The sequence below is a fragment of the Acidovorax sp. AC410 genome (genome assembly GCF_979253235.1).
This window is the reverse complement of the sequence record NZ_CEEDCG010000001.1, coordinates 5,980,486-6,006,524: the sequence shown is the minus strand read 5'-3', so window position 1 is coordinate 6,006,524 and position 26,039 is coordinate 5,980,486. Positions and strand designations below refer to the sequence as shown.

Sequence of the window (26,039 nt, the reverse complement as noted above, 5' to 3'; positions counted from 1 at the left end):
CAACGCATCATGAACAGCCAACTTACTTTCACCCGCCGCCTGGCCCTCTCGGCCGTGGGCGCCGCAGCCGCACTGGCGCTGGCCGGCCCCGCCATGGCGCAGGCCAACAAGGTCGTGGTGGGCGTGGCCATTCCGTCGGCCACGCACGGCTTCACGGGCGGCATCGTGTACTGGGCCAACCAGGCCAAGAAGGACCTGGAGAAGGCCCACCCCGGCCTGCAGGTCATCGTCAAGACGGCCGGCGGTGCGCCCGAGCAGGCCAACCAGCTGCAGGACCTGGTCACGGTCAGCAAGATCAACGCCCTGGTGATCTTTCCCTTCGAATCGGCAGCGCTGACCAAGCCGGTCGCCCAGGTCAAGGCCAAGGGCATCTATGTGACCGTGGTGGACCGCGGCCTGACCGACACCAGCGCGCAGGACGCCTATGTGGCTGGCGACAACACCGCCTTCGGCAAGATCCCGGCCGAGTACATCGCCAAGGCGCTGGGCGGCAAGGGCAATGTGGTGGCCATGCGCGGCATTGCGACCACGCTGGACAACGAGCGCATGGACGCGTTCAACGCGGTGCTCAAGAACCACCCCGACATCAAGCTGCTGGACGCCAAGTACGCCAACTGGAACCGCGACGACGCCTTCAAGGTCATGCAGGATTACCTGACCCGCTTCCCGAAGATCGACGCCGTGTGGGCAGCCGACGACGACATGGCCGTGGGCGTGCTCAAGGCCATCGAGCAGGCCAAGCGCAAGGACATCAAGCTGGTGTTCGGCGGCGCCGGTGCCAAGGGCATGATCAAGACGCTGGCCGACGGCAGCAACCCGCTGATCCAGGCCAACGTGTCGTACAGCCCCAAGTTCATCTACGACTCGATCAAGCTCACGGCCGAAGCGCGCATCAAGGGCGACAAGCTGCCGCCCACGACCATCATTCCTTCGGTGCTGATCACCAAAGAGAACGCCAAGAGCTTCTACTTCCCTGACTCTCCCTTCTGATCGGGACGCCTGATGGGGGCCTTGGGCCTCCATCGCAGCGGCCGTGCCATGGCCGCCCGCTGCACCAAGGTCGATTGTTGCGATGGGCCGCCTGACACAGCACGCGCTGCCCCCATTTCCTGGAGCCCCACCCATGCCAAGACCCGTCACCCTCTTCACCGGCCAGTGGGCCGACCTGCCGCTGGCCGAGCTCGCGCCGCTGGCACGCAGCATGGGCTACGACGGCCTGGAGCTGGCCTGCTGGGGCGACCATTTCAACGTGCAGGAGGCGCTGGCCTCCGCGCACTATGTGAAGGACAAGCAAGCGCTGCTGGCCCAGCACGGCCTGGCATGCTTTGCCATCGGCAACCACCTGGTGGGCCAGGCCGTGTGCGACCGCATCGACGAGCGCCACCAGTCCATCCTGCCGCCGCACGTGTGGGGCGACGGCGACCCTGAGGGCGTGCGCCAGCGCGCAGCCAGCGAGCTGGCCGACACGGCGCGGGCCGCCGCGAAGTTTGGCGTGAAGACGGTCACCGGCTTCACGGGTTCGTCGGTATGGCATGCGATCTATGCCTTCCCGCCCACCAGCCAGGCGTACTGGGACAAGGGCTTTGCCGACTTCGCGCAGCGCTTCGGCCCCATTCTCGACGTGTTCGAGCAGCACGACATCAACTTCGCGCTCGAGGTGCACCCCACCGAGATTGCCTTCGACATCGCCTCGGCCGAACGCGCCATTGCGGCGGTCAAGGGCCATCGGCGCTTCGGCTTCAACTATGACCCGAGCCACCTGGCCTACCAGGGTGTGGATTACGTGAAGTTCATCCGCCAGTTTGCCGACCGCGTCTACAACGCCCACATGAAGGACGTGTGGTGGGGCAAGGGTGACGGCACGGTGGGCGTGTTCGGCGGGCACACCAGCTTCGGCGATGCGCGGCGCCACTGGGACTTTCGCAGCGTGGGCCGCGGCATGATCGATTTTGAATCCATCATCGTCGCCCTCAACGACATCGGCTACCAGGGCCCCCTCTCGGTGGAGTGGGAGGACAGCCGCATGGACCGCGTGCACGGCGCCACAGAAAGCGCGGCGTTCTGCAAGCGGCTCGACTTCAAGCCGGCCGCAGGCGCCTTCGACGCCGTGTTTGCCCGCGACGAGCAACCGAAATAATAACCAACAAGGGATTCCATGTCCTCTGAACGCAAGCTGCGCTATGCCATGGTGGGCGGCGGCAATGGCGCCTTCATCGGTGCCGTGCACCGCAAGGCCATGGCGCTGGACGGGCAGTTCGAGCTGGTGGCGGGCGCGCTCTCTTCCTCGCCCGAGCGGGCCCGCGCCTCGGGCGCCGCCCTGGGCCTGGCCGACGAGCGCAACCACGGCAGCTGGCAGGACCTGCTGGCCAACGAGCTGCGCCGCCCCGCCGGTGAGCGCATCGACCTGGTGAGCATCGTCACCCCCAACCATGTGCACCACCCGGTGGCCCTGGCCTTCGTGCAGGCGGGCTTTCACGTGGTGTGCGACAAGCCACTGGTGCACACCAGCGCGCAGGCCGACGAGCTGGTGGCCGCTGTGCGCCAGGCCGGCACCGTCTTCGGCGTGACCTACAACTACACCGGCTATCCCATGGTGCGCGAGGCGCGCCACCTGGTACACAGCGGCGCCCTGGGCACGCTGCGCAAGGTCACTGTGGAGTACAACCAGGGCTGGCTGGCCACGGCGGTGGAAGAGGGCGGCGGCAACAAACAGGCCGACTGGCGGCTGGACCCCGCGCGCAGCGGCGCCGTGGGCACCATGGGCGACATCGGCTCGCATGCCGAGAACCTGGCCGCCACCGTGAGCGGCATGGAGCCCGAATGGCTGTGCGCCGACCTCACCGCCTTCGGCGCGGGCCGCCGGCTTGACGACGACACGCAGATGCTGCTGCGCTACGCCAATGGCGCGCGCGGTGTCATCGTGGCATCGCAGGTGGCAGCGGGCCTGGAGAACGACCTGCGCCTGCAGGTCTCGGGCACGCTGGGCACCATCACCTGGCGCCAGGAGGACCCCAACCACCTGGTGCATTCGCCGGTGGACGGACCACGCCGCATCCTCACGCGCGGATCGCCCTGGCTCAGCCCGTCTGCGCTGCGCGCGGGCCGCATCCCATCGGGCCACCCCGAGGCCTTCATCGAGGCCTTTGCCAATGTGTACCTGGGGGTCGCCGCCGACATTCGCGCCCGTGCATCGGGCCAGCCGGCCGACCCGCTGGCTGCCGACTACCCGCGCGTGGAAGACGGCGCGCGCGGTGTGCGCTTCATCGAGCGCGTGCTGGAATCCGCGCAAAGCGAGCGCAAGTGGACGGCCCTGGCAGGCGAGAGGGCATGAGTGCCGGGGCCAGAATGGCCCCATGAACTCAGAAAAAGACAAGATGATTGCCGGCGCCCTGTACCAGGCCGCCGACCCTGAACTGGTGGCCGACCGCCTGCGCGCCCGCCAGCTGTGCCACGCCATCAACCACGCCAGGCCCGAGGCCGCAGGCGAACTGCAGTCCCTGCAGGCGCAGCTGCTGCCCGGCCAGCCTGCCAGCGTGCAGATCACGCCGCCTTTCCACTGCGACTACGGCTACAACATCACGCTGGGCGAGGGCGCGTACTTCAACTTCAACTGCGTGGTGCTCGACGGCGCGCCGGTGCGCATCGGCGCGCGCACCCTGTGCGCGCCCGGCGTGCAGATCTACACCGCATCGCACCCCCTGTCGCCCGCCGAACGCGCCACCGGCATCGAACTGTGCCTGCCGGTGACCATTGGCGATGACGTCTGGATCGGCGGCGGCGCCATCATCTGCCCCGGGGTGACGATCGGCGACGGCGCGGTGATCGGCGCCGGCAGCGTGGTCACGCGCGACCTGCCGCCCCGCGTGTTGGCGGCGGGCAATCCGTGCCGGGTGATTCGGGAGCTGCCGCAGTAGGGGCTGATCACACGAAGTTCGCGATCCCCGAAATCAGTGTGAACAGGCCCTTGCCTGTCATTACAAATTGGCACATTTGCCCGTTATGAACTATATTGATTTGAGCGCTGTTCCCTGAGCTCCTGTGCGTAGCGGGCTCTTCACGTCCACCTTTTCAGGAGACGAGCATGCCCCTGTCGAATCTGCGTGTCGGTTTGCGTCTGGGCCTGGGTTTTGGCCTGCTGTTGCTGCTGGTGCTGGCCATGGGCCTGTTCGCGGTGAACCGGGTCAACCGGGTCCAGGGCAGCGTGGTCGATCTGGCCACCAACTGGCTGCCGAGCACGCAGCAGCTCGCGGGCCTCAACGAAGCGCTCAACCAGATGCGGCGGGCCGAGCTGCAGATGATGCTGGGTGGCGACGCCAAGACCATCCAGGACGAAAGCGTGCGCATCGACAAGCAATGGACCCTGGTGCCCAAGCTGCTCGAGGCCTACGCGGGCACGCTCTCCGATGGTGAGGAAAAGCAGCTCTTCGAGGCGTTCAAGACCACGGTGGGCCGCTACAAGGAAACCCAGGGCAAGCTGCTGGCCCTGCTGCGCGAGTCCAAGACCGAGGAGGCCATGGCCTACCTGCGTGGGGACTCCCGTGTGGCCTTTCGCTCCACCACCGACGCCATTGGCAAGCTGGGCACGCTCAACGATGCGGGGGTGGAGCAGGCCAGCGTCGCGGGCGAGCAGAGCTACCGCACAGTGCTCTGGGGCATCTGGCTCATGATGGCGGTGGCATTGGCCGTGGGGGCGGCGGTGGGCTGGCTGCTCACGCGCTCGCTCACCGTGCCGCTGGGCTTTGCCGCCAGCACCGCCGACCGCATTGCCGATGGCGACCTGACGGGCGAGCTCAGCTCCACGCGCGGCGATGAGCTGGGCGACCTGCTGCGGGCGCTGGCGCGCATGCAGGGGGCGCTCAACGCTTCGGTCAGCGATGTGCGGCGCAGTGCCGACAGCATCTCGGTGGCCAGCCAGGAGGTGAGCAGTGGAGGCCATGACCTGTCGGTGCGCACCGAGGCGGCGGCCGCCAGCATCGAGCAGACCTCGGCCGCGCTGCAGCAGGTGACCGACACGGTGCGCCAGAGCTCGGCATCGGCCCAGCAGGCGCGCCAGCTGGCATCGGCAGCCTCCGAGGTGGCGGTGGCGGGCGGCGAGGTGGTGGCCCGCGTGGTGAACACCATGGACGGCATCCAGACCTCGTCGCGCAAGATCGGCGACATCATCGGCGTGATCGACGGCATCGCCTTCCAGACCAACATCCTGGCGCTCAACGCGGCCGTGGAGGCTGCGCGCGCAGGCGAGCAGGGCCGTGGCTTCGCGGTGGTGGCCACGGAGGTGCGTACCCTGGCGCAGCGCAGCGCCCAGGCCGCGCGCGAGATCAAGGACCTGATATCGAGCTCCGTCCACCAGGTCGAGGGCGGCGCCAGGCTGGTGAGCGAAGCGGGCCAGACCATGGACAAGGTCGTGGGCTCGGTGCAGCGCGTGAGCAGCCTGATCGGTGAGATCGCCAGCGCCATCGAGGAGCAAAGCCAGAGCGTGGGCGAGGTCAACACCGCTATCTCGCAACTCGACGGCATGACGCAGCAGAACGCCGCGCTGGTGGAGCAATCGGCGGCGGCCTCGGAGTCGCTGCGCGACCAGGCGGGGCGGCTCACCGAGGTCGTCGCGCGCTTTCGGCTCAAAGCCATCTGAGCGGCCCGTCGGCGGGTGGAGGCCGGGCCCGGTGGGGCCTTGCCCCCGCAACGTGTGCGCACCACGCCCACAGACAAGCGACCCAGACCGCTGAGAAGGGAGGCTCTGGAGCCTCGCTTCTCACGCTTTTCCCGCGCTTTTCGGCAGCTTCCCGGCGGTTGCCGGGCCCTCCCCGAGGTTCACGCCTGGACCGGTTGAGCGAATGGCGCGAAACGCTGCAGCCGGCCCCACCCCCACACCTGTATCCCCGCGCCCCCAGTTCCTAGCAGAAATTCTGCCGAACCCCGTTGATTCACTGCCCATTTTCGATTGATGAAATCTATTGAAAATGGTTGGCATTTGTTTCTTTTGTGTTTTGTTGTCTCTCTAATACATAAGCACTATGGCCAATAGCAGTGTGATGGGGGATGCTTCGCTGCATATTCAACGGGCCTCAAAAACCTCTGATTTTTCTCGGAGTCCCCTATGAAGATGGTCTTTTTCAGGGATGAAATCCAGGTGCGTTCGGGTCTGCAAAAACCGGCCAAAACCCACCCGAAAGAGTGATTGTTTTTTCCTTGACTTCGGTTATGCATTGTTTACAGTCGTTACATTCAGCAATCTTTTTTTGTGTGTCTCTTTTCAACGCCTGAGGACATCATGCGACCACTTTTTTCCGTCTTGCCTTCGCGGCGCAAACATGGCTCAGCCGGCCAAAAGGCTGCACAGGGGGGCTTCACCCTGGTGGAACTGGCGGTCGTGCTGGCCGTCATCGGCCTCATCATCGGCGCCGTTGCCATCGGCAAGGATGTGCAGCGCAACGCCGAGTACACCAAGATCAAGAACAAGTTCATTGACCAATGGGAGCAGGCCTACAACCAGTACTACCAGCGCACGGGCGTGGTGGTGGGGGACAGCCAGGTTGCACCGCGGATCATGGTGAATGGCAACGTGTTCGGCGCAGTGGCGGTGCCTGCTGTGGCGCCTCTGTCGGGCGGCAACATGACTGCGGCTGTTCCGCCAGCTCCAGTGTGCGAGCGCGCTCCGGTGACGGGTGTACGCGCTGGAACTGTTGTGGGACAACTTCGGACCCTGATGACACAGGCTGGGGTTCGCATGCCGCCTGGCCGCGCCGAAGGCCAGGAAGACCTGTACATCTACACCGACACCAATGGTGCCCCCCAGGAAATCCAGGTGTGCTTCCAGTGGAACAACCCATCGCAGGCTGATGGTTCTGGCAACGTGATGGTGATCTCGGGCCTGACCCCTGATCTGGCACGCATGCTGGACCAGATGATCGATGGCAAGCCCGATGAGCAGGAAGGCCGTTTCCGCCGACAGGGCATCGCCAACGGCACGCCCAACCAGCCGGGTCTGCAATGGATCGCCAACAACACCTCGGGTCAGGGCGCTGCGCTCGCCGTGGGGACAGACGGCAAGTCGCGCGATGAAGAGCAGGTCATCACGCTGATCGCCATCTACAAGATGAACCAGTAAGCCGCGCCAGGGAAACACCATCATGAAAAACTTTCTCAAGAAACCCCAGCGCGGCCTGCGCTCGGCTCGCCAGCAAGGCTTCACCCTGGTTGAACTGGCCGTCGTACTGGCCGTCATCGGCCTGATCATCGGCGCCGTCGCCATCGGCAAGGATGTGCAGCGCAACGCCGAGTACACCAAGATCAAGAACAAGTTCATCGACCAGTGGGAGCAGGCGTACAACCAGTACTACCAGCGCAATGGCGTGGTGTTGGCCGATAGCCAGACGGCCCCACAGAACATGGTCAACGGCGCAGCGTTCATCGCTGGCGCCGGTAAACCTGGAGATATTCGGTCTGGCCGGGACATGACTGGGGCGACGGCGCCAGCCGCCATCTGCCGTGGGGCGAAAGGACAGGGGATGAACCGCGCGTTCGATCCAGCTGTGGACCGGGATTTGCGGACCCTGATGACGCGCGCCGGTGTCCGGATGCCCCCGGGACGTGCAGAGGGCCTTGAAGACCGCTATGTGTACCTCGACAGCAACGGCAACCCGCAGGAAATCCAGGTCTGCTTCCAGTGGAATGTGCCGCTCGCCAACGGCGCTGCGGACGGCGCCGTGGGCGACGGTGCCGGCAACGTGATGGTCATCACCGGCCTGACTCCCGACCTCGCGCGCTCGCTCGACCAGATGATCGACGGCAAGCCCGACGAGCGCGAAGGCCGCTTCCGCCGTGAGGGTGTGCTCAACAACGCTGGTGGGACGACGCCAAACGCTCCAGGCACCCAATGGAACCGCACCAACCGTGACCTGATCGGCACCACCAACGACCGCAGCTTCGACGAAGACCAGGTGGAAATCGTCACCGCCATCTACAAGATGAACCAGTAACCGCGAATCCGCGGGCCACTTTCCTCACAACCTCCCCATTCAACCTCGTCGGAGATTTCGATGAAACAGATGCAATCCTTTCGCAAGCTCGGCCGCAAGGTTCAGCAAGGTTTCACCCTGGTGGAGCTGGCCATCGTGCTGGCCGTCATCGGCCTGATCATCGGTGCCGTGGCCATCGCCAAGGACGTGCAGCGCAATGCCGAGTACCAAAAGGCGATCAACAAGTTCGCCTACCAGTGGAAGATGTCCTACGACCAGTACTACCAGCGCACCGGCGTGGTGGTGGGTGACTGCCAGCAGGCACCCACCTACATGGTCGATGGCTCTGAAACGTCGATCAACAACAGCAATGCCTGCTCCCGCGCCGGCTCCATGGCCGTGCCTGGCATCCCCGCCAGCTTCACCAACCGGGGTGCCAAGATCTGCGCCGGCCAGGGCTATGCGGCAGACACCGTCGGCCAAGGCGACAAGACACTGGCAGGCCTGAACCTGCGCGAACTGATGACACGCTCCGGTGTGCGCATGCCCCCGGGCCGTGGCGAAGGGCATGAAGACCGCTTTCTGTACATCGACTCCAACGGCAACCCCGCCGAGCTGCAGGTCTGCTTCCAGTTCAACGACGCCGGCGTGGCCAGCGGTGCAGGCAACGTGATGGTGATCCGCGGCCTCACGCCCGACCTGGCGCGCTACATGGACCAGGTGATCGACGGCAAGCCCGACTCCCGCGAAGGCCGTTTCCGCATCCAGGGCCGTCCGGCCCAGGCGGCCGCGAACGAAGCCAACGCCCCCGGTACCCAGTGGGAGGCCAACAACACGCAGGGCGTGGCCATCAACGTGGCGGGCAACAGCACCCAGATGAACACCAGCGACACGCGCCCGACGGTCCTGAATGCGTCCGGCAACGCGGGCGGTACGGCCACAGGCCGTACGTTCGACGAAGACCAGGTCATCCTGCTGACCGCCCACTGGATCATGGAGCAGTAATTGAACGGCACCCGTACCGTCAAGCTCGGGGCCCTGGCCCTGGCCACCGCCTTGCTGGCGGGTGGCGCCTGGCTGGCGCAGAGTGGGCTCAAGAAGCTGGCGTTCGAGCGCCAGCAGGCCGCCCAACTGCGCCAGAGCCTGGACAGCGCCCGTAACCTCATGCCCGAGGTGGAGCAGCGCGAGCGCCTCGTGCAGTCGCTCAAGCAGGTGGCGCAGCAGGTAGACCGCCTGGGGTTCGACCCCGCGAAGTGGGGCGAGCGCAGGCTGCGCCGCTCGACAGGGCCGGCCACCCGCGTGGAGGCCGCGCAGTTCCTGGGCGAGCTGGGCCGCGGCGGTGCGGGATCCATCTTCGTTGCCGATCTCTTCGAGGTCGCCACCCTGTCACCCGAAACGGGTCTTTTCCAGATGCCGCAACCGGGTGACAAGGGGCTGACGCTGGGTGCCAGCGGCACGCTGTACTTCCAGACGGTTTCCGTCGCCCCACCGCCCAGGACGATGCCATGAGCGCTGCCGCCGAACATGTTTACCGCGTCGCCAACGCCGGGTGGGTGCATTGCCATGGCCACCAGGCGCAGGACGTGCCTGCCTGGCCCCGGCTCACGCACACCGCGCTGGTGGTGCTGGACCTGGACGACGTCTTCACCGATGTCTGGCGCTTTGAGGGCAAGTCCGAATACGCCACGGCGCTGATCGAAAAGCGCGTGCGCACGCAGGGCCTGGTGGAGGGCTCGGCCCACATCATCATGCACCGCCTGGTCAAGGTGCCTGGGGGCTTCCAGGCCTTCTTCTCGGCCGTGTCGCTGGACCTGTGGCAGCGCAGCTCGCAGTGGGCGCAGGAGCAGAACGACCACTGCCTGGTGATGACCACCGGCGGCCTGCTGTGCAATGGCGTGGACGTGGGCCAGGCGCGCCTGCTGCTCTCGCAGCGCCGCCTGATGTGCTTTGCCCAGAGCGAAGAGGGCATGGTGTTCGCCTCCACCCAGGCACTGGGTTCGGGCGCTTCGGCCATGACCAGTTCTGCCCAGGTGCTGGTGGCCAACCAGAGTGCGCTGCTCAGCCGCCTGGGGGCCGATGCGGTGGAGTGGGGTGCCTTGTGGAGCACCCAGCCCGCCGATGGCGAGATCTGTGTATCGGCCTTGCAGGGCGTGCTGGGCAGTGCGCCCGTGGTGATGCAGGCGGCGGAGCTGTCGCTGGCAGGCGAACGCGTGCAGACGGTGATGCCCGCGCTGGCGCGCGACGCGGCAGGCCGGCATGCCCTCAATCCCTTGGCAGAGCGCGTGGCCTGGCGTGCGGAGCGCTGGGTGGCATCGATCACGGCGCTCACGGCAGTGGTCGGCGCGGCCTTGGTTGCCGTGGGGGCCTTCACCAGCCAGCAGGCCGACGCCCAGCGCGACGAAGGCCAGAGCCAGCGCGCGCAGCTCGCGGCAATGCAGCAACGCATCCAGGCGGTGAGCTCCGTTCAGGCCCCGCAGCAATTGCTGCCGGTGGCGGACTTTTCGCGCACGCTGGACGAGGGCGCCCGCTACGACCCCATGGCCTTCCTGGCCGTGCTCAAGGCCTCCACGGGCAGTGACATCCGCATCGTGCGTGTGAAGCTGGAGGCGACCCAACAGAACCAGAACCCGAACCGCGCGCGGGCCTTCCGCGTGGATGGCGTGGTCGCGCCCGGCGCCTCGGCATCGGTGACCCGCTGGGTGAGCCTGATGTCCGCCGCCGGCTGGACGCTCAAGGCCATGGACCCCGCCGAGCCATCCCAAGGCGCTTTCTCCTATGAACTGGTTGCCAAGGCTGCCGCACCCGGGAACATGAAACCATGAAATACGCAGCACTGCTCTTGAATGTGGTTGCCGTCGCGTTGCTCGGATGGGCGATGTACGGCGTGGTGCAACTGGTCCAGGCCCGCACGCCCAACGTGCGTCCGCCCGAGATGTCCCTGGCGGCCCTGCCCGAAGCGCTGCGCACTGACCAGGCGCGCGTGGCCGAGGCTTTCGACGCCATGGCCCGCATCCAGAAACAGACCGCCAGCCGGGGTGTGGATCCGCAAACCCTGATCGCGCTGCCCGCGCCGGGACGCGAAATCGTCGGCAGCGTGCAGATGCCCGTGCGTTCGATGTCGCTGCACCTGGACAACCTGGCTGCGGAGACCCAATCCGTCGTGATCGACGACCGCCTGGCCCGCCAGGGTGCGCGCCTGCCCGAAGGCGGCCGTATCACCAAGGTGGAGCCCAACCGGGTCGTGATCTCCGAACGCCTGGGCCGCCAGACGCTGACCTTGCCCGAGATCGGGCTGCGGGTGGGCACCTTGCGCTGGCCCGATGGTTCGCTGGCGAGCATCAGCAGCCAGCAGTTCAAGGCCGGTGTGCCCGGGACAGCCCCGGACAACGTCCAGGGCCCCATCAGGAGCTTGCCGTGATGAACACAGGCAAGGCCGTGTCCATGTTCTGCTGTGGCTTGTGGATGTACCCGGCCGCCTGAACTTCGCGCACAGAAGAACGAACCCATTTTCAAGAAATCCATGACTCACCCAAGCGGTGCCAAGGACAGCGATATGACCCATCCTCCGATCTTCAAGCCCCTGGCCCTGGTGTGTGCCGCGCTCATTCTCAGTGGGTGCGCCAACAATCCGCCGCGCAGCGCCTCCAGCCTGCCCGCGCCGGACACCGAAGCCGCTGACCGGATGCGTGAAAACGCCGTGCAGGAGGCCAAGCGCCTGCTGGAACACCAGCAACTGCTGCTGGCGGAGCTGAACAGGCCCGCCCCAGCACCGGTGATCGCACCGATGGCACCCGTGTTCGATCCCCTCGAAGGCAAGCTGATCAACGTGGCCATGTCCAAGGCCAGCATCAGCCAGATCCTGGGCGCGTTCGCCGATGCCGGCAACCTCAACCTGATCGTGGACCCCAACGTGCTGCGCGGCGGTCAACTGGCCGACATGTACCTGCGCCAGGTGACCCTGCGCGAAGGCTTCAACGAAGTCATGCGGACCTACGATGTGGCGGGCGAGTTCCGCGGCAACACGCTGCGGGTGAGCCTGACCGAGGAAAAGTTCTTCTCGCTCAACTTCCTGAACACCAAGTCCAGCATCCAGATGGGATCGGGCGGCAATGTGTTCGGCAGCAGCAATGGCGGCGGCGGTGGCAGCAGCGGCGGTGGCGGCGGTGGCTCCAGCGGCGGCTCGGGCGCCCAGCAGGGCAGCCTGACCATGTCGGGTTCCGGCGGCAGCTCTGCCGACCCCTACGCCGACGTGGCCAGCGCGCTCAAGGCCCTTCTGGAAGACGACGCCAAGGACCGGCTCGAGCAGCAGCAGCAGGGCGCGAACGTGCAGGCGCCGGGCTATTCCCCATCCACGCCCTCGGCCTGGACGGGAACACCCGCCCCCAACGGAACCGGCGCGGCGAACGTGGCCCGGGGTCCCGGGGCACAAGGCCCGTCGGTAACCACCATCAAGGAAGAGGGCGGCTTCACCCTGAACTCGCAGACCGGCACGCTCTACGTCAAGGCGCGCCCCTCCAAGATGCGTACGGTGGAAAAGATGCTGGCCCAGATCCACAAGGTGCTGGGCAAGCAGGTCTATGTCGAGGCACAGCTGATCGACGTGCAGCTGGGTGACAACTTCGAGTTCGGCGTGGACTGGACTTCGCTGCGCAGCCGCCTGGCCACGGGCTTCGGCTCCTCGCCCATGCAACTGGGCGGCAGCAGCGGCACGCTGCCCAATGCGGGCAACGGCTACCCTGCACGCGCCATCTCGATCCCTGCCGCACTCATCGGCAGCCTGACCGGCCCCGCCTTCGGCGCGTCCTACCAGGGCAGCAACTACGGCATCGTGATCAACGCGCTGCGCGCCTTCGGCAACCTCAAGGTGCTGTCCAACCCCAACGTGCAGGTGCGCAACGGCACGCCGGCGCTGCTGTCGGTGGGTACCAGTTCGCGCTATGTATCGCAATCGGCCTCCACCCAGACGGTACCCGGCGGCGGCGCATCCACCACATCGTCGAGCGTGCAGACCGATACGGTGTTTTCGGGCGTGATGGTCGGCGTGCTGCCCATGGTGCGTGAAGACGGCCGCATCGAGCTGATGCTCAACCCGATGCAGAGCGATGTGGACCCGGCCAGCCTGCAACTGGTGGCGGTGGGCGGCGACAACCTCATATCGCTGCCCAAGGTCAGCTACAAGGGCCTGACCACCACGCTGAACGTTGGCGATGGCGATGTGGTCGTGGTGGGCGGCCTGATCGACCAGCGCAACTCCAACAACGACCGCGGTGCCCCAGGTGTTTCCGACGTGCCGCTGCTGGGCAAGTTGTTCGGCAACGAGAACAAGGTACACAGCAGCCGGGAGCTGGTGATCGTTCTGCGGGTGCGCGTGCTATGAGCCTCATCCACGACGCACTGAAATCCATGGACACGGCCGCAGCAGCTCCTGCTGCGCCCGCAGCCACGGCCAGGCCCCGCGCTGCCACCGCCCCGCGAGGCGGCCGCCCAGCGTGGCTGGATGGTGCCCTGGCCTTTGCCATCGTGGTCGCCGCCGGTGGCCTGGGCTGGGTGCTGTGGCAAAGCCAGAAGCAACCCAAGCCACTGCCGCCCGTGGTGGCTGCGGCGGCACCGGCCGCGCCGGTGGCCACGCTGCCGGCACTGGCGGCCTCGCAGCCGCTGGTGGAGGTGCCGGCGGTTGCCGGTGCCACGCCGGTGGTCGATTCGCCTGCTGCCAGCGCGCAGCCCGCTGCGGTGGCTGCCGCCACGGCGCCAGCCCCCATGCCTTCCTCGGTTGCTCCCGCGCCGTCAGCGCCGGCACCTGCTGCGCAGGTCCAGGCCGCCCCAGCCCCCGTCGCCGCACCGGTGTCCGCGGCCGCCGTGGTGGTCGCGCAGGCCGCCACCGGCCAGGCCGACGTTCGCCCGGCCACGCCGCGCCCTGCGGCAGCGCCACGCCCCGCCCGTGCCCCGCGTGCAGTCGCCCCGCCGGTGGCGCTGGCACCACCCGCGCCGGTGGTCGATGACACGCCGGTGGAGCTGCGTTTCGCCCGGTTCGTGGCCGCCATGAAGAACAACCAGACGGCCGATGCCGAGCGCGAGCTGGCCGCCCTCAAGTCGCGCCTGCCTGCCGGCTCCCTGGGACTGCTGCGTGCCCAGGCCTGGTTCGACCTGCGCGCCGGCAACGATGCCGCCGCTGCCGAGCAGTACCGCGCCATCCTGGACCGCATGCCTGGTGACGAGGAAGCAGCCATCAACCTGGCCAGCATCCACAGCCGCCGCAGCAAGCCCGAGGAAGCGCGTGCGACGCTGGACGCCGCATTGCGCCTGTCCCCCGACTCTGCCGCGCTGCGCTCTGCCCTGGGCCAGTTCACCCCCAACGCCCGCCAATGAGCACCAGCCCTGTCTACGCGACGCTGGGTCTGTCGCGCAATCCCTTCCCTCCCACACCGGATGCGGGCTCGTACTTCTTTACGCCCCGATTGGAAGAGGATTTCGCGGAGGTCGCGCACTGCATCGAGGCACGCAAGGGCTTCGTGCTGCTCACCGGCGAGGTCGGCCTGGGCAAGAGCACCATGGTGCGGCGCTTGCTGGATACGCTCAAGGACAAGAACTGCCGCTCGGCCTTGATCCTGAACACGTTCTTGCAGGACAGCGCACTGCTCTCGGCCATCCAGAGCGACTTCGGCCTGCCGCCCAGCGACGCGGTGGAGCAGGGCCTGGCCCGGCTGACGGAATTCCTGATCGAGCGCCACAAGGCCGATGAGACCAGCCTGCTGGTGATCGACGATGCGCAGAACCTGAGCGTGCAATCGCTCGAACTCGTGCGCCTGCTGTGCAACCTGGAAACAGGGCAGGAGAAGCTGCTGCAGATCCTGCTGGTGGGCCAGCCCGAGCTCGAAGAGACCCTGGCCGCCCCCGAGCTGCGCCAGCTCAAGAGCCGCATCGTCAAGCACGCCCGCCTGTCGGGCCTGCAAAAGGACGAGATGCCCCGGTACTTCGACTTCCGCGTCAATGCCGCCGGTGCGGAAGGGCGCCTGTCCATCGAGCCCGCCGCCGTGGACATCGTCTACCGCGTCACGCAGGGCAACCTGCGGCAAATCCACCTGGTGCTGGACCGCTGCCTCTATGGGCTGGCCAGCACCCGCGGCTCGGTGATCACCGAGGCGCTGGTGCAGCGCGCCGTATCGGACATGCCGGCGCTGGGCGATGACGCCGCCACCATCGCTGCCGCCGTTGCCCGCCCGCGCCGCCGCTGGGCCTGGATCGCGGCGGGCCTGGCCGCCGGAACCACGGCCACCGTGGCGCTGGCCAGCTGGGGGTTGTCTGCTTCCGATGGCAGCACGCCGCCTGCCGCGAGTGTGGCCGCGAAGACCCCCCCGGCCCCTGCGCCGAAACCTGTGCCCGACGCTCCCGCCGTTGCGATTGCACCGGCCCCTGCAGCACAGATCCCCGCAGCGGCAGAGCCCGTGCCCGCAGTGGCCGCACCGGCTGCTGCCGAGCCCGCCACCGCGGCAGTGGCCGCAGCCCCTGCGCCGCCGAGCGTGGCCGAAAGCTCCCCCCGCACTGCTTGCGAGGCCCAGCTCAAGGCCGTTGCCACGGCTGAGGAGGTGCTGCAGGTGCAGCGCCTGCCACAGCCCACGGCCGCCAATGCGCTCAAGTCCACCCCCCGCGTCTGCCGGTTCACCGAGGGCAAGGATGCCTGGGTGGCGTGGCTGGGCCGCAGCGAGGCACGCCACATCCTGGTGGCCCAGCAGGCCACGCGCAATGTGCAGCTCAAGCTCAAGGGCCTGGGCCTGCTCGATCCGCGCGAGCCCGACGACGGCTTCTTCGGTTCCAAGACGGGGGAGGCGCTCACCCGCTTCCAGCAGCAACACGGTCTGGCCCCCACGGGCAAGCCAGACGACCTGACATTCTTTATCTTGGAGCATCAGCATGTATCCGCCCGCTGACCCCGTGCTAGACGCCGCCTTGTCGCTGCCACCCGGCGCCACGATTACCGACCGCCTGGCTGCCTTGCAGGAAAAGAGCCCCTCTCTGGGGGCCGCCTTGGTGAGCGCCGGCGTCGTCTCGCCTGTGGCGATCGACTACGTGCTGCAAAAGCAGAAGATCGAGAAGGTGCCCATGGGCAACCTGCTCGTGGAACTGGGCTTTGCCAGCGCCAACGAGGTGGCGCGCCAGCTCGCCGGCCAGCGCGGCCTGCTGTTCGTGAACGCCGCCGAGATGCCCGAGCCCGACCCTGCCGTGGCAGCGGTGTTCAACCGCTCCCTGTGCCTGACCTACGGCTTTTTGCCGGTGCGCGAGCAGGAAGGCCAGATCGAGGTGGTGCTGGGCGATGCCCAGCCCGACGCCGTGCGCGAACTGGTGATGCGCAAGCTGGGCAAGGCCTGCCATTTCTTCCAGGGCGAGTTCGACAGCGTGGCCCAGGCCATCCAGCAGCACTACTACTTTGCCGACAACCCGCCCACGCGCCTGGTCGAGAGCGAGGTGCGCAAGCTCGAGGCCGACATCGACCGGGCCTACAGCCCTGCACGCCTGCTGGAGCACATGCTGCACCTGGCCGTGCGCGAGCGCGCCACCGACATCCACCTGGCGCCCACGGCACGCAGCCGCTCGGTGCTGCTGCGGGTGGACGGCGTGCTGCGCCCGGTGTTCGCCCTGTCGCCCGCACTCGACCGCCTGGTGGTCTACGTCAAGCTGCAGGCCGACATGGATGCCAGCGAGCAGCGCCTGCCGCAGGATGGCAGCTTCACCGCCCAGGTGATGGAGCACAACTACACGATCCGCGTGTCCACGCTGATTTCCGAATTCGGCGAGCGCATGGTGCTGCGCCTGCTGCCCGAGCGCAGCAGCCTGGACAAGCTGGCCGACCTGGGCTTTCTGCAGGAAGACGTGACCGTGATGGCCAAGGCCTTTGCCAAGCCGCACGGTCTGATCCTGATCACCGGCCCCACGGGCTCGGGCAAGAGCACCACGCTGCACGCCGCGCTGCGCATGCAGCCGCTGATTGAACGCAACGTGCTCACCGTCGAAGACCCGGTGGAATACCGCGTGCCCGTGGCCTGCCAGACCGAGGTGAACCGCCGCGCGGGCTACGAGTTCGCCAATGCCATGCGGCACTTTCTGCGGCACGACCCGGACATCATCCTGGTGGGGGAAATCCGCGACTCCGAGACCGCGCGCGCCGCGCTCGATGCCTCATCCACCGGCCACCTGGTGCTCTCCACCCTGCACGTGGGCAGCATCTTCGGTGTCATGCCGCGGCTCAAGCTGCTGGGCGTGGACACCGAGACCATTGCCGAAAACCTGGTGGCGGTGATCAACCAGCGCCTGGTGCGCCGCATCTGCCCGCACTGCGCCAAGCCGCGCCTGGCGACCGACGATGAGCGCCGCTGGCTGGGCCTGACCAACCCCGACTCGGCGCCGCAGGTGTTCCACGGCGCGGGCTGCCACCATTGCCGCGACACAGGCTACCTGGGACGGTTGCCGGTGTACGAGATGCTGGTCGTCAACCGCGACCTGGCCGACGCCATCGCCTCCGACGCCACACGTGCCGAAATCCGCCAGCGCGCCATGGGAGCGGGCATGCGCCCCATCCTGACCCTGGCGCGCAACCGGGTGCTGGCGGGGGAGACCACCATGGACGAGATCCTGCGCACAGTGGGCGAGGACTGAACCGTTTCGGCGGACACCACCCATGGCCTCATCCCTCAATACCTACTACTACCGCGTGCTGCTGCCGCACGGCGGCGTGCGCTCGGGCCTGCTGCGCCTGGCGGTCAAGCGCGAGGTGTCGGTGCGCATGCGCATCGAGTCGGACACCGATGGCACGGTGCTCAGCCTGTTCCGCTTTCCGGCCTGGCTGGCGTTTTTCTCCGAGATCCTCATGCACCTGTTTCGCCGCCAGGTGCGCGGCGAAGACCTGGCGGGTTTCCTGCGCGACATGGGCCTCATGATGCGTGCCGGCGTGCCGGCGCTGGATGCGCTGCAGACCCTGGTGGACGAAAGCGACACCAGCGAGAACCGCGCCATGGCCTACGTGGCCCGCAACATGCTCGACGACCTGAACGCCGGCGTGGGCATGACCGAAGCCTTCAACCGCCATCCCGACGTGTTCCCCGAGACCGTGCGCAACCTGGTCTCCATCGGCGACCAGACGGGTACGCTCGACCGCATGCTGGGCGAGGCGGCCGAGCACGTGGAACGCATGATCAACATCAAGCGCGACATCAAGACCGCGCTGATCTACCCGGCCTTCGTGTTCAGCACCATCATCGGCGTGGCGATCTTCTGGATCTACTACGTGGTGCCCAACATGGCGCGCCTGTTCAAGCAGATGCAGGCCAAGCTGCCGCCCATCACCGAGGGCCTGGTGGCGTTCGCGAACATGCTCTCCACCCATCTGCCCTGGGTTCTGGTGGTCGTGGCCATCGTGGTCATCGTCGGCACGGTGCTGTTCAAACGTTCGGAAAGCTTCCAGCTGGCCACCTACAACCTGCTGCACCGCCTGCCGATCTCGCGCACGCTGCTGGTGTCCTCGGGCATGGCGCACATGACGGAGCATCTGTCCATCCTGGTGCGCGCAGGGGTCGACCTCGTGTCCAGCCTGCGCATCCTGGGCCGCGCCACGAAGAACCGCTACTACCGCACGCGCCTGATCCAGGTGGCCGAATCGGTGTCGCGCGGTGAATCGGTGTCGTCGTCGATGCGCCGCGTGGGCGGGTTCCCGGCCATGGCGGTGCGCATGATCTCGGTGGGCGAGGAGTCCGGTAGCCTGGACCAGCAACTGGCCCACCTGGCCGATGACTACCGTAAGCGCCTGGAAGTGGTGGTCAAGTCGCTGGCCGAAATTTTGAAGCCGGTGATCATCCTGATCGCCGGTGGATTGTTCCTGTTCCTTATCGTCGCGCTGCTGCTGCCGGTCTATGACCTGGTGCGGCAGTCGGTGGGGCACACCCTCGGGGGTGGGCAATGATGCGGTCGGCCGCTTTTTCGGTCCTGGCGCTAGAACCTGCGCCTGGATGCTCTGGAAACTGTTCTTTTGACGAGGTCTGCCCGTTATGCCGGGCAGGGCACTGAATGCGCAAGGAAGTACTGATCGGCACGGGCCTGGGCCTGCTGTTGCTGGCCGTTTTGGCGGGTGGCATGTGGATCTCCGGACGCTCGCCCGAAAACACGGAGCCCCCGGTGGTGGCGGCCCCGCGTGCGGTGATCGCTCCGGCCGCCTCGGCGCCTGCCGTCCCCAAGGCGGCTGACGCCGCTTCGCGGGCGCAGGTCCAGGAGCGTCGCCGGCGTCTGGCCGAAGTCCGCGCGGAATTCAACGCACTGCGCGCGCAGGGGATGCAGGCATCACCCGAAAAGATGAAGGCCCTGGTGGACGAGCTGGAAGCGGCGTCTCCTCCGGGGTTCGATCCGCGCTATTTCCAGACGCTGCGCAGCATGCTGGACAGCAGCGCCAAGGTGCAGGCCCTGAACGCCGAACTGCAACGCATGGGCCAAGGTACCTCCCCCAAGGACATGGCGCGAAAGGAAGCCATCCTGGCCGAACTGCGGGTCATCGGAGAGCGCGTCAGCAGCGATGCGCGCAACCTGCAGAGCTACGTGCCAGCGGGCGTAGCCGCGCCGGCTGCGGCCTCGCCGTCCTTGCCAGGAGGGAAGGCGCCATGACCTCCCGGGCATCCCGTCGGCACGCCAGTCGGTGGCACCACGCAGCGCAGGGCGGCTTTTCCATGGTGGAAATGGCCATTGCGCTGGTGGTGGCCGGCCTGATGTCGTGGGCTGCCTTCAGCGGTTATGAAACCGTCACTGCCCAGCAGGAGATCGAGCGCGGCCGGGCCGAGGCCGAGCAACTGCAGTCCATCGTGCGGGCCTTTGCGCTGCGCCACGGCCGGCTGCCATGTCCTGACTCGGATGCGGTGGCCGACGGATATGAGAACCCGCCGAACGGCAACTGCGCTGCCGGCAACCAGGTGGGGTGGTTCCCCTACGTGAGTGTGGGCCTGCCGATGCCCACGGACAAGTTCCTGGCCCGCTATTCCGTGTTCCGGGCTGCGAACCTCGCCGACCCTGTGAGGGATGCCGATCTTGCCGTGGTCACGGAGCGTACGAGGGATCCGGATCCTGCAGTGCCCGGTAACAGTTCGGTCCCGACTTACCGTGACGTCACGGACCTCATTGCCGGCCTGAACAATGCGTCCGACACGGCCATCGTGCCGTTCTCAGCGGCCAGAACATACCTCACGGGCGATGCCGGCGTGGCCGGCGCCATCGATTGCACCGCCAACCAGGTCATGGCCGCCGCTTACTGGATCATCGTGCCGCTGCAGGACAAGAGCGGCGACGGCGATCGCTTCGACGCTCCCCACACCCCTTCCAGTGTGTGCGCCGCCAGTCCTTCGGCACCCCTGCGCTTTGGCTCCGACGACGTGGTCGTGGCCGAATCCCCCGGCCAACTGGCCGGCTGGCTCCGCAGAAGCCTGCCCTGAGTGGCACTTGCCTTGATTGATTCCATGACTACCCATTCCACAGTCCACCGTCCACGCCGAGCACCCGTGCGCTCGCGTGGCTTCGGCCTGGTGCAGGTGCTGCTGCTGATCTCCGTGATGGCGGGCCTGTCGGCCGTTGGCTACATGCAATGGCGTGAGCGCACTGCTGTGGACACCTCCCGCCAGGAGCGCCAGGCACTGTCGCAGGCCGACAAGGCCATCGTTAGCTATGCCACGGTGACCGGGAGGTTGCCATGCCCCGACATCGACCGCGATGGCGTGGCGGATTGCGGGGCAGGCAATCAGAGCGGCTGGCTGCCAACGGTCACCCTCGCCCTGGCGGGTGTCGATGCCGGCGTCGACGTGGGCCAGTTGCGCTACATGGTGCAGCGCCAGGGGGGCGACTACGACCTGACGCTGCTCACTGACTCCTGGAGGCCCCTGGAGTACCCCGATGCGGCGCCCTGGACCTTCTTCAACATGCGTGAAACAGGCGCGGGCGCGTACCCTGCCGACATCCTGACCCTGCCCGACCTGTGCCAGCGCCTGGAGGTGGGACTGAAGACGACGGCAACCGTGACCGCCACCATGGCCCGGCTCAACGCGTCGCCGCTGCGTGCCACCGCCTACGCCATCGCCCATCCCGGCAACGGCGATGCCAATGGCGACGGCAACCTGTTCGATGGCGCCAACGCGGGTGCCGATGCCAATCTCATGGAAGACCCGGGCCGTCGGCCCCTGCTGGCCACGTACAACGACCTGGTGCTGGAGCGCTCCTACGCCAGCCTGCAAAGCGCCTTTCACTGCAACCCGCTGATCGACTCCATCAACACAGTGGCCCTGGGGCATGATGTGTCCGTAGCGGTGTGGGAAATGCGCGCCGACAACATCGAGTCTGCCACGCGCGCGCTGATCTTCTCCACCCTGGCTGCCGTCATGACCGGGCTGGAGATCACGCTGGCCATTGCCGAAGGCATATCCGATGCCGGCAACGCGGCTGCGGAGTGGGTCGGGTGCGTCGCTTCGCTCGGCCTTGCCGTCAACCTGTGTGCGGCCGCCGGCATGCACACAGCGTCAGCTGCGTTGACGGCCGGGGTCATCGCTGCCAACGGCCTGGCCGTTGCTGCCAATGCGGTCGCCGCAGGCATTGCCGGGCAGGCGCTGAGGCTTGCCGACGGCGGGGTGCCGCAGGCCCAGTTGTGCCCCGTGATGGACCAGGCTTTCTATGATCGCCAGAAAGAGGCCAGGGACCGTGCCATCGCGGAAGTGGCTGCTGCGCAAGCCGCGCTGGCGACTGTCGATGCAGAAATCGTGGCCAAGCAAAACGAGTTGGCTACGGCCATAGTCAACAGGGACATTGCCAAAGCCACCCTCTTTACCGTGATCCACGCAGGGCAAAGGACTCCGACGCTGGACGGGTACATCAATGCATTGTTCACGGCCACGGAAGAGTGGGGCAATGCCTCGTATGCCTATGAACTGGCGCAGTCCAATATGGACCAGGCTGCCCTCCTGGCGAACCACTGGAATGCCGAAGTCACCAAGTACAACAACGCGCTGGCCAACAACGCAGCAACCATTGCCCAACTGAACGCCGATATCTCGGCGCTGGATGTGCAGATTGCAGCCCTTGACCCGACGAGCGTGGACCCGGTGGTCGTGAAGGCCCTGAAAGACCTGAGGGACAAGCGCTCCGGAAAAGCCGCTGAACTCGCGCTGGCCCAGAACACCACCAACCTGACTGCCGTGCGCGACAAGGCCCTCGCCGAACAACTCAAGGCCCAGACGGCGCTGACCACCGCGACAGGCATTCGCAACACTGCCAACACGACGTTCAACACGGAAAAGACGGAGTATGCCGCTGCCTATGCGACGCTGGTCAATGGCGCGGCACGGTACAACCTTCTCGATGCCAGCAATGCCGTGGTTGGCTCGCGGTGTACGACAGGGTGTCTGGTGGGGGATCCTGCTGGCAACAATATTTCCACCGCGTTCAACAACGCCATGACGGACCTGTTCGGCGCGGGGGCTACGGTCAGCCCCAGCACGGATGCCAAGATGCTCAAGCCGGTGAAGCTCCAGAAGGAGCTGGACGTGCTCAAGCGCAAGCGCGACGCTGTCTTGCAGCGATTGGCGGATGCCAACAACATGGTCGCAAAATTACCGACAGGCACGGGCAACGCGCCCTGCAACATCACCGGGCCCTCGGTGGAGCCCATGACGCCCGAGCAGGCCGCAGCCATCCTTGAGCAGGTGGATCGCAAGGGAGGCACGCGATGACCGCGAGCATGCAACGCCCCGGGCGCCTGCGCCAGGCGGGTTTTTCGCTGGTCGAACTGGCCGTGTCCCTGGCCATCGTCGGTCTTCTGGGCGTCATCGCATGGCGCTGGGTGGCCTCCACGCGCGAACCCCTGCAGCGGCCCGCCATCATGGGCCAGCTGGCCGAGGCCCAGGCTGCGGTGGAAGGCTTCGTGCTGGCCCGGGGCCGGCTGCCCTGTGCGGCAGCCACCACCGGCGGCGCCGAGGCCTGCGGCAATGCCGCTGCGGTTCTGCTACCGTGGCGTGACCTGGGTTTGAGCAGCCGGTTCAGCCAGCTCCGCTATGGTGTCAATCAAGCCGGTGCGTACAACCTGGCCGTCGCGCCTGCCAACACGGTCTCGCCCACGCTGGGCTTCGACTACACGCAAGGTATTCTGGCCGTACCGCAGAACACGGAGATGGATGCTGCGCTTGGCCGGCTGCGAGGTACCTCGGGCGCCATTCCCGCAGCGGTCCTGCAAAACGGGGCGACCAATGGCCTCGACTGGTGCCGTGTGCTGCGCCGCTATGCGGCCGATGCAGCACCACCCGCTGGGGTACTGAGGGCCACGAACCCGGTGGACGCTACCTCCATCACGCTGGCTTTCATCATTGCGCATCCGGGCATGAACGGTGTCTTCGAGGGCAACAACACCGGGGTGACCTTCGACTTCCCGGGGCGGGCCCAGACCAATACCTTCGACGACCTGGCCGTGGGCGTCGGGCCCAGCGACCTGTCTGCGCGCATCGGGTGCGTAGCCCGCCTGAGCGCCATGCAGGCCGCCGCGCAGGGGGCCTACACGGCGTACGACAATGCCCGCGTGGTGCAGCGGTACTGGGCACTGCGGGTGTTTGACATCGCCCAGGCCAAGGCGGCCAAGGAAAGCGCCGAGACCGGTGTCATCCTGGCCGCCATGAATGTGGCACTGGCCGCGGGCAGCGCGGCACTGGCGGTCGCGTCGGCGGCCAATACCGAAGCGCTCACCATCGCCGGTGTCGCACTGTCCATTGCCAATGCCGCGTCTGCTGCGGTGGAGGTCGGGCTGGCGGCTACGGATCTGACGGAAGCCATCCAGGCGGAACAGGATTCCATCGCCAAGGAGCTGGCTTCAAGGGCCTATCTGGCACATGTGTATGACACGTTCACCCAGGCGCTGAATTCCGCCACGCTGCTGGACGCGAAGGGGCTCAATCCATGAAACACCGCATGATGGGTTTCACCCTGGTGGAGCTTTCGGTGGTCTTGCTGGCGCTGGGCCTGATCCTGCCGGCGGCCATCATCTTCTGGCAGCTGTCCGAGCGGCACCGGGTGACTTCCGTGCAGATGGATGTGCAGCAACAGTCGCGTGACGCGCTGGTGGGCTTCCTGCATGCCAACTACCGCCTGCCGTGCCCTGCCAACAACCTCCAGGGGGTGGAGAACTGCGTGGGTGGCGGCCAGGTGGGTTTTATGCCCTGGCGTACGCTGGGCCTTCCACGGCCGGAGGCGGGCATGCTGCGCTATGGCGTGTACCGCCAGCCGTCGGGTGCAGCCACGGCGAATGCTCCGGCAGACCGTGATCTGGCCGCGCCGCGCGACCGCATGAACTCGCTGCGTGTGCGCACCCCCAACCCCAAGCCGCAAAACCATACCGAGGCGCCCAACCCCAATGCGCCTCCGGTACCCGAGGTCACGACCAGCCTGACCAGCCTGCTTGGCAAGACCTACGTGGACGGAGCCACGGGGCCTTTGAACCCTGATTGCAGGGCGTCGAACGTGCCTCCGGGCGCGGCAGGTCCGCCCACCCAACCGTGCCCTTTGGCGGGGGCGGACGGTGCGGGGGCGGTCAATCTGATCGATATCTGCCTGGCACTGAACACGGCCAGCACGCCGGTGGTGGCGCCAGCCGGTTTCCTGGCCACCCAGGTGGGCGCGCAGAGGCGCCCCGCAGCCTTCGTGATTGCTGCCCCTGGCATGTTGGATGCCAACGGAAACGGTCAGGCTTTTGACGGGGCGAATGACACCGCGACCAACGCGGACCCGACCTTCGAGGCGCCGGGCAACGCCGTGACCAACCTCTACGATGACATCGTGATCGCAGCCAGTCCTACGGAGCTGTTCGATGAGCTGCATTGCGGTGCCTCGCTGTCGGCGGTGTCGCATGCCCACTTCAACGTGGCCACGGGCGCCTTTGTGCTCGAACGCGCCTTGTACGATTACCGTGACCAGCTCTACATCGCGGTCGTGCTGGCCCGGGCCGACGTGGCTATGGCCGCTGCGGGTCTTCTGTCAGCCGCCGCGGGCACCTTGGACGCTGCCAAGGAGATGTTGTCTGCCGTCGCCGACACCACGGCGAGCGTGGGAGCGCGCTCGTTCCAGATCGCGCTGGCAGCCGTGGGCATTGGCCTGGCCGTGGCCAGCGATGTCGCCGCGATCGCCGCCCAGGTCGATGCCGCCTTGTCCCTGGCGGAGGCCGAGAAGGTGTTCAGCGATTTTGCAGCACACACCACGGCGATCACCGACCTGTCCATCGACGTCAACCTGAATGCGCTGAAGGCCGACGCCATTGGCCATTGATGACCCCTTGACCACCGAGTTACGCACCATGACTTCCTCCTGCATTCACCAACCTTCCCGCGACAAGGCCCGGCGCCGCCAGCGCGGCTTTTCGCTGCTGGAGCTGAGCGTCGTTCTGGTCGTTGTCGGCCTGTTGATCGGCGCCGTGGCTGTAGGGCGCGACCTGCAGCGCTCGGCCGCCAACCAGCGCCTGTCTACCGACTTCATCCAGGGCTGGCAGTTGGCTTATGAGGCGTATTTCAATGGGGTGGGGCGGCCGCCTGGCGATGACCCTCTTGCTCCTTCTGGACGGGTCAATGGGAGCGGTGCCAACGTCGGACTTGCGTTGTGCGGTGCCCCCATGATGAACGCCTTCCTGGCGGCAGGCATCCGCATACCCACCGGGCGTACTGAAGGCCAGCAAGACCGCTATGTCTACCTGGACAGCAACGGCAACCCGCAGGAGGTGCAGGTCTGCTTCCAGAGCGTGCCATGGTCGGAGCCTGGGGCGGCCGTGGGTGCGTATGTGGCACTGCCACGCAATGTGATGGTGATCCGCAACGTCACCTATTCACTGGCCGGTGCGCTGGACCAGCAGATCGACGGGCGCAGCGACGCACGGTTCGGGAGTTTGCGCGCGACTGCGCTAGCAGCGGATGTCACTGCCAACAACCCTGGCCAGATCTGGCCGATTGATGATCGCATGGCTTTTGGCACTGTGGCCGTGACCACCCTGGATGAGTCCCAGGTGGCCGTTGTGGAAGCGCTTTTCAAGATGACGCGCTGAAC

Annotated in this window: 22 protein-coding genes; all 22 read left to right on the top strand. The window is 66.8% G+C overall.

The genetic code is table 11. The features are described 5' to 3' along the window. Window positions 1-9 precede the first annotated feature (9 nt). The 22 genes from AC0IZS_RS27865 (at window position 10) to AC0IZS_RS27760 (ending at window position 26,037) form a co-directional block, all read left to right on the top strand. Window positions 10-990 carry a substrate-binding domain-containing protein gene (locus tag AC0IZS_RS27865; protein WP_471638649.1) on the top strand — a complete coding sequence of 327 codons (981 nt, stop codon included), beginning with the start codon at window positions 10-12 and terminating at the stop codon, window positions 988-990. Window positions 991-1,123: 133 nt separating this feature from the next. Next, window positions 1,124-2,137 carry a sugar phosphate isomerase/epimerase family protein gene (locus AC0IZS_RS27860; RefSeq protein ID WP_471638648.1) on the top strand — a complete coding sequence of 338 codons (1,014 nt, stop codon included), beginning with the start codon at window positions 1,124-1,126 and terminating at the stop codon, window positions 2,135-2,137. A gap of 18 nt (window positions 2,138-2,155) precedes the next feature. Beyond that, window positions 2,156-3,331 carry a Gfo/Idh/MocA family protein gene (locus tag AC0IZS_RS27855; protein WP_471638647.1) on the top strand — a complete coding sequence of 392 codons (1,176 nt, stop codon included), beginning with the start codon at window positions 2,156-2,158 and terminating at the stop codon, window positions 3,329-3,331. A gap of 22 nt (window positions 3,332-3,353) precedes the next feature. Next, complete coding sequence (locus tag AC0IZS_RS27850; RefSeq protein ID WP_471638646.1) at window positions 3,354-3,914, top strand: sugar O-acetyltransferase; 561 nt, start codon at window positions 3,354-3,356, stop codon at window positions 3,912-3,914. Between the two features lie 167 nt (window positions 3,915-4,081). Beyond that, a complete protein-coding gene (locus AC0IZS_RS27845; protein ID WP_471638645.1) occupies window positions 4,082-5,632 on the top strand; it encodes a methyl-accepting chemotaxis protein in 1,551 nt (516 codons plus the stop codon). Window positions 5,633-6,271: 639 nt separating this feature from the next. Further along, a complete protein-coding gene (locus tag AC0IZS_RS27840; RefSeq protein ID WP_471638644.1) occupies window positions 6,272-7,108 on the top strand; it encodes a type II secretion system protein in 837 nt (278 codons plus the stop codon). A 22-nt stretch (window positions 7,109-7,130) separates the two neighbouring features. Further along, complete coding sequence (locus AC0IZS_RS27835) at window positions 7,131-7,979, top strand: type II secretion system protein (protein ID WP_471638643.1); 849 nt, start codon at window positions 7,131-7,133, stop codon at window positions 7,977-7,979. A gap of 60 nt (window positions 7,980-8,039) precedes the next feature. Continuing rightward, on the top strand, window positions 8,040-8,963 hold the full coding sequence (locus tag AC0IZS_RS27830; protein ID WP_471638642.1) for a prepilin-type N-terminal cleavage/methylation domain-containing protein: 924 nt from the start codon (window positions 8,040-8,042) through the stop codon (window positions 8,961-8,963). Beyond that, window positions 8,964-9,467: a hypothetical protein gene (locus AC0IZS_RS27825; protein ID WP_471638641.1), complete on the top strand. Its 504-nt coding sequence runs from the start codon at window positions 8,964-8,966 to the stop codon at window positions 9,465-9,467. It abuts the gene before it with no gap. After that, the gene (locus AC0IZS_RS27820) at window positions 9,464-10,780 is read left to right on the top strand and encodes a hypothetical protein (RefSeq protein WP_471638640.1); all 1,317 of its coding nucleotides are present in this window, start codon (window positions 9,464-9,466) and stop codon (window positions 10,778-10,780) included. The genes AC0IZS_RS27825 and AC0IZS_RS27820 overlap by 4 nt, the downstream gene beginning before the upstream one ends. Next, window positions 10,777-11,376 carry a hypothetical protein gene (locus AC0IZS_RS27815; RefSeq protein ID WP_471638639.1) on the top strand — a complete coding sequence of 200 codons (600 nt, stop codon included), beginning with the start codon at window positions 10,777-10,779 and terminating at the stop codon, window positions 11,374-11,376. Before AC0IZS_RS27820 ends, AC0IZS_RS27815 begins: the two co-directional genes overlap by 4 nt. Before the next feature lie 135 nt (window positions 11,377-11,511). Continuing rightward, window positions 11,512-13,335, top strand: coding sequence for a pilus (MSHA type) biogenesis protein MshL (gene mshL / locus AC0IZS_RS27810; RefSeq protein ID WP_471638638.1), 1,824 nt, complete (start codon window positions 11,512-11,514; stop codon window positions 13,333-13,335). Further along, the gene (locus AC0IZS_RS27805) at window positions 13,332-14,324 is read left to right on the top strand and encodes a tetratricopeptide repeat protein (RefSeq protein ID WP_471638637.1); all 993 of its coding nucleotides are present in this window, start codon (window positions 13,332-13,334) and stop codon (window positions 14,322-14,324) included. The genes mshL and AC0IZS_RS27805 overlap by 4 nt, the downstream gene beginning before the upstream one ends. Continuing rightward, entirely contained in the window at window positions 14,321-15,883 is a 1,563-nt protein-coding gene (locus tag AC0IZS_RS27800) for an ExeA family protein (protein WP_471638636.1), read from the top strand. The genes AC0IZS_RS27805 and AC0IZS_RS27800 overlap by 4 nt, the downstream gene beginning before the upstream one ends. Beyond that, window positions 15,867-17,606 carry a GspE/PulE family protein gene (locus AC0IZS_RS27795; protein WP_471638635.1) on the top strand — a complete coding sequence of 580 codons (1,740 nt, stop codon included), beginning with the start codon at window positions 15,867-15,869 and terminating at the stop codon, window positions 17,604-17,606. Before AC0IZS_RS27800 ends, AC0IZS_RS27795 begins: the two co-directional genes overlap by 17 nt. A 22-nt stretch (window positions 17,607-17,628) precedes the next feature. After that, on the top strand, window positions 17,629-18,906 hold the full coding sequence (locus tag AC0IZS_RS27790; protein WP_471638634.1) for a type II secretion system F family protein: 1,278 nt from the start codon (window positions 17,629-17,631) through the stop codon (window positions 18,904-18,906). A gap of 104 nt (window positions 18,907-19,010) precedes the next feature. Further along, window positions 19,011-19,598: a hypothetical protein gene (locus AC0IZS_RS27785; protein WP_471638633.1), complete on the top strand. Its 588-nt coding sequence runs from the start codon at window positions 19,011-19,013 to the stop codon at window positions 19,596-19,598. After that, complete coding sequence (locus AC0IZS_RS27780) at window positions 19,595-20,416, top strand: prepilin-type N-terminal cleavage/methylation domain-containing protein (protein ID WP_471638632.1); 822 nt, start codon at window positions 19,595-19,597, stop codon at window positions 20,414-20,416. The genes AC0IZS_RS27785 and AC0IZS_RS27780 overlap by 4 nt, the downstream gene beginning before the upstream one ends. A 24-nt stretch (window positions 20,417-20,440) precedes the next feature. After that, window positions 20,441-22,696 (top strand): pilus assembly FimT family protein, encoded by a 2,256-nt coding sequence (locus AC0IZS_RS27775; protein WP_471638631.1) that lies wholly within the window; start codon window positions 20,441-20,443, stop codon window positions 22,694-22,696. Continuing rightward, the gene (locus tag AC0IZS_RS27770) at window positions 22,693-23,913 is read left to right on the top strand and encodes a type II secretion system protein (RefSeq protein WP_471638630.1); all 1,221 of its coding nucleotides are present in this window, start codon (window positions 22,693-22,695) and stop codon (window positions 23,911-23,913) included. The genes AC0IZS_RS27775 and AC0IZS_RS27770 overlap by 4 nt, the downstream gene beginning before the upstream one ends. Further along, window positions 23,910-25,271 carry a type II secretion system protein gene (locus AC0IZS_RS27765; RefSeq protein ID WP_471638629.1) on the top strand — a complete coding sequence of 454 codons (1,362 nt, stop codon included), beginning with the start codon at window positions 23,910-23,912 and terminating at the stop codon, window positions 25,269-25,271. Before AC0IZS_RS27770 ends, AC0IZS_RS27765 begins: the two co-directional genes overlap by 4 nt. Next, window positions 25,261-26,037, top strand: a complete 777-nt coding sequence (locus AC0IZS_RS27760; protein ID WP_471638628.1) for a prepilin-type N-terminal cleavage/methylation domain-containing protein — start codon at window positions 25,261-25,263, stop codon at window positions 26,035-26,037. Before AC0IZS_RS27765 ends, AC0IZS_RS27760 begins: the two co-directional genes overlap by 11 nt. Window positions 26,038-26,039: the final 2 nt, after the last annotated feature.

Coding starts and splice junctions, on each gene's coding strand:
- AC0IZS_RS27850 (WP_471638646.1), top strand. CDS start 3,354: ATGAACTCAGAAAAAGACAAGATGATTGCCGGCGCCCTGTACCAGGCC.
- AC0IZS_RS27820 (WP_471638640.1), top strand. CDS start 9,464: ATGAGCGCTGCCGCCGAACATGTTTACCGCGTCGCCAACGCCGGGTGG.
- AC0IZS_RS27780 (WP_471638632.1), top strand. CDS start 19,595: ATGACCTCCCGGGCATCCCGTCGGCACGCCAGTCGGTGGCACCACGCA.
- AC0IZS_RS27860 (WP_471638648.1), top strand. CDS start 1,124: ATGCCAAGACCCGTCACCCTCTTCACCGGCCAGTGGGCCGACCTGCCG.
- mshL (WP_471638638.1), top strand. CDS start 11,512: ATGACCCATCCTCCGATCTTCAAGCCCCTGGCCCTGGTGTGTGCCGCG.
- AC0IZS_RS27845 (WP_471638645.1), top strand. CDS start 4,082: ATGCCCCTGTCGAATCTGCGTGTCGGTTTGCGTCTGGGCCTGGGTTTT.
- AC0IZS_RS27865 (WP_471638649.1), top strand. CDS start 10: ATGAACAGCCAACTTACTTTCACCCGCCGCCTGGCCCTCTCGGCCGTG.
- AC0IZS_RS27840 (WP_471638644.1), top strand. CDS start 6,272: ATGCGACCACTTTTTTCCGTCTTGCCTTCGCGGCGCAAACATGGCTCA.
- AC0IZS_RS27770 (WP_471638630.1), top strand. CDS start 22,693: ATGACCGCGAGCATGCAACGCCCCGGGCGCCTGCGCCAGGCGGGTTTT.
- AC0IZS_RS27795 (WP_471638635.1), top strand. CDS start 15,867: ATGTATCCGCCCGCTGACCCCGTGCTAGACGCCGCCTTGTCGCTGCCA.
- AC0IZS_RS27785 (WP_471638633.1), top strand. CDS start 19,011: ATGCGCAAGGAAGTACTGATCGGCACGGGCCTGGGCCTGCTGTTGCTG.
- AC0IZS_RS27765 (WP_471638629.1), top strand. CDS start 23,910: ATGAAACACCGCATGATGGGTTTCACCCTGGTGGAGCTTTCGGTGGTC.
- AC0IZS_RS27805 (WP_471638637.1), top strand. CDS start 13,332: ATGAGCCTCATCCACGACGCACTGAAATCCATGGACACGGCCGCAGCA.
- AC0IZS_RS27775 (WP_471638631.1), top strand. CDS start 20,441: ATGACTACCCATTCCACAGTCCACCGTCCACGCCGAGCACCCGTGCGC.
- AC0IZS_RS27800 (WP_471638636.1), top strand. CDS start 14,321: ATGAGCACCAGCCCTGTCTACGCGACGCTGGGTCTGTCGCGCAATCCC.
- AC0IZS_RS27790 (WP_471638634.1), top strand. CDS start 17,629: ATGGCCTCATCCCTCAATACCTACTACTACCGCGTGCTGCTGCCGCAC.
- AC0IZS_RS27830 (WP_471638642.1), top strand. CDS start 8,040: ATGAAACAGATGCAATCCTTTCGCAAGCTCGGCCGCAAGGTTCAGCAA.
- AC0IZS_RS27855 (WP_471638647.1), top strand. CDS start 2,156: ATGTCCTCTGAACGCAAGCTGCGCTATGCCATGGTGGGCGGCGGCAAT.
- AC0IZS_RS27835 (WP_471638643.1), top strand. CDS start 7,131: ATGAAAAACTTTCTCAAGAAACCCCAGCGCGGCCTGCGCTCGGCTCGC.
- AC0IZS_RS27815 (WP_471638639.1), top strand. CDS start 10,777: ATGAAATACGCAGCACTGCTCTTGAATGTGGTTGCCGTCGCGTTGCTC.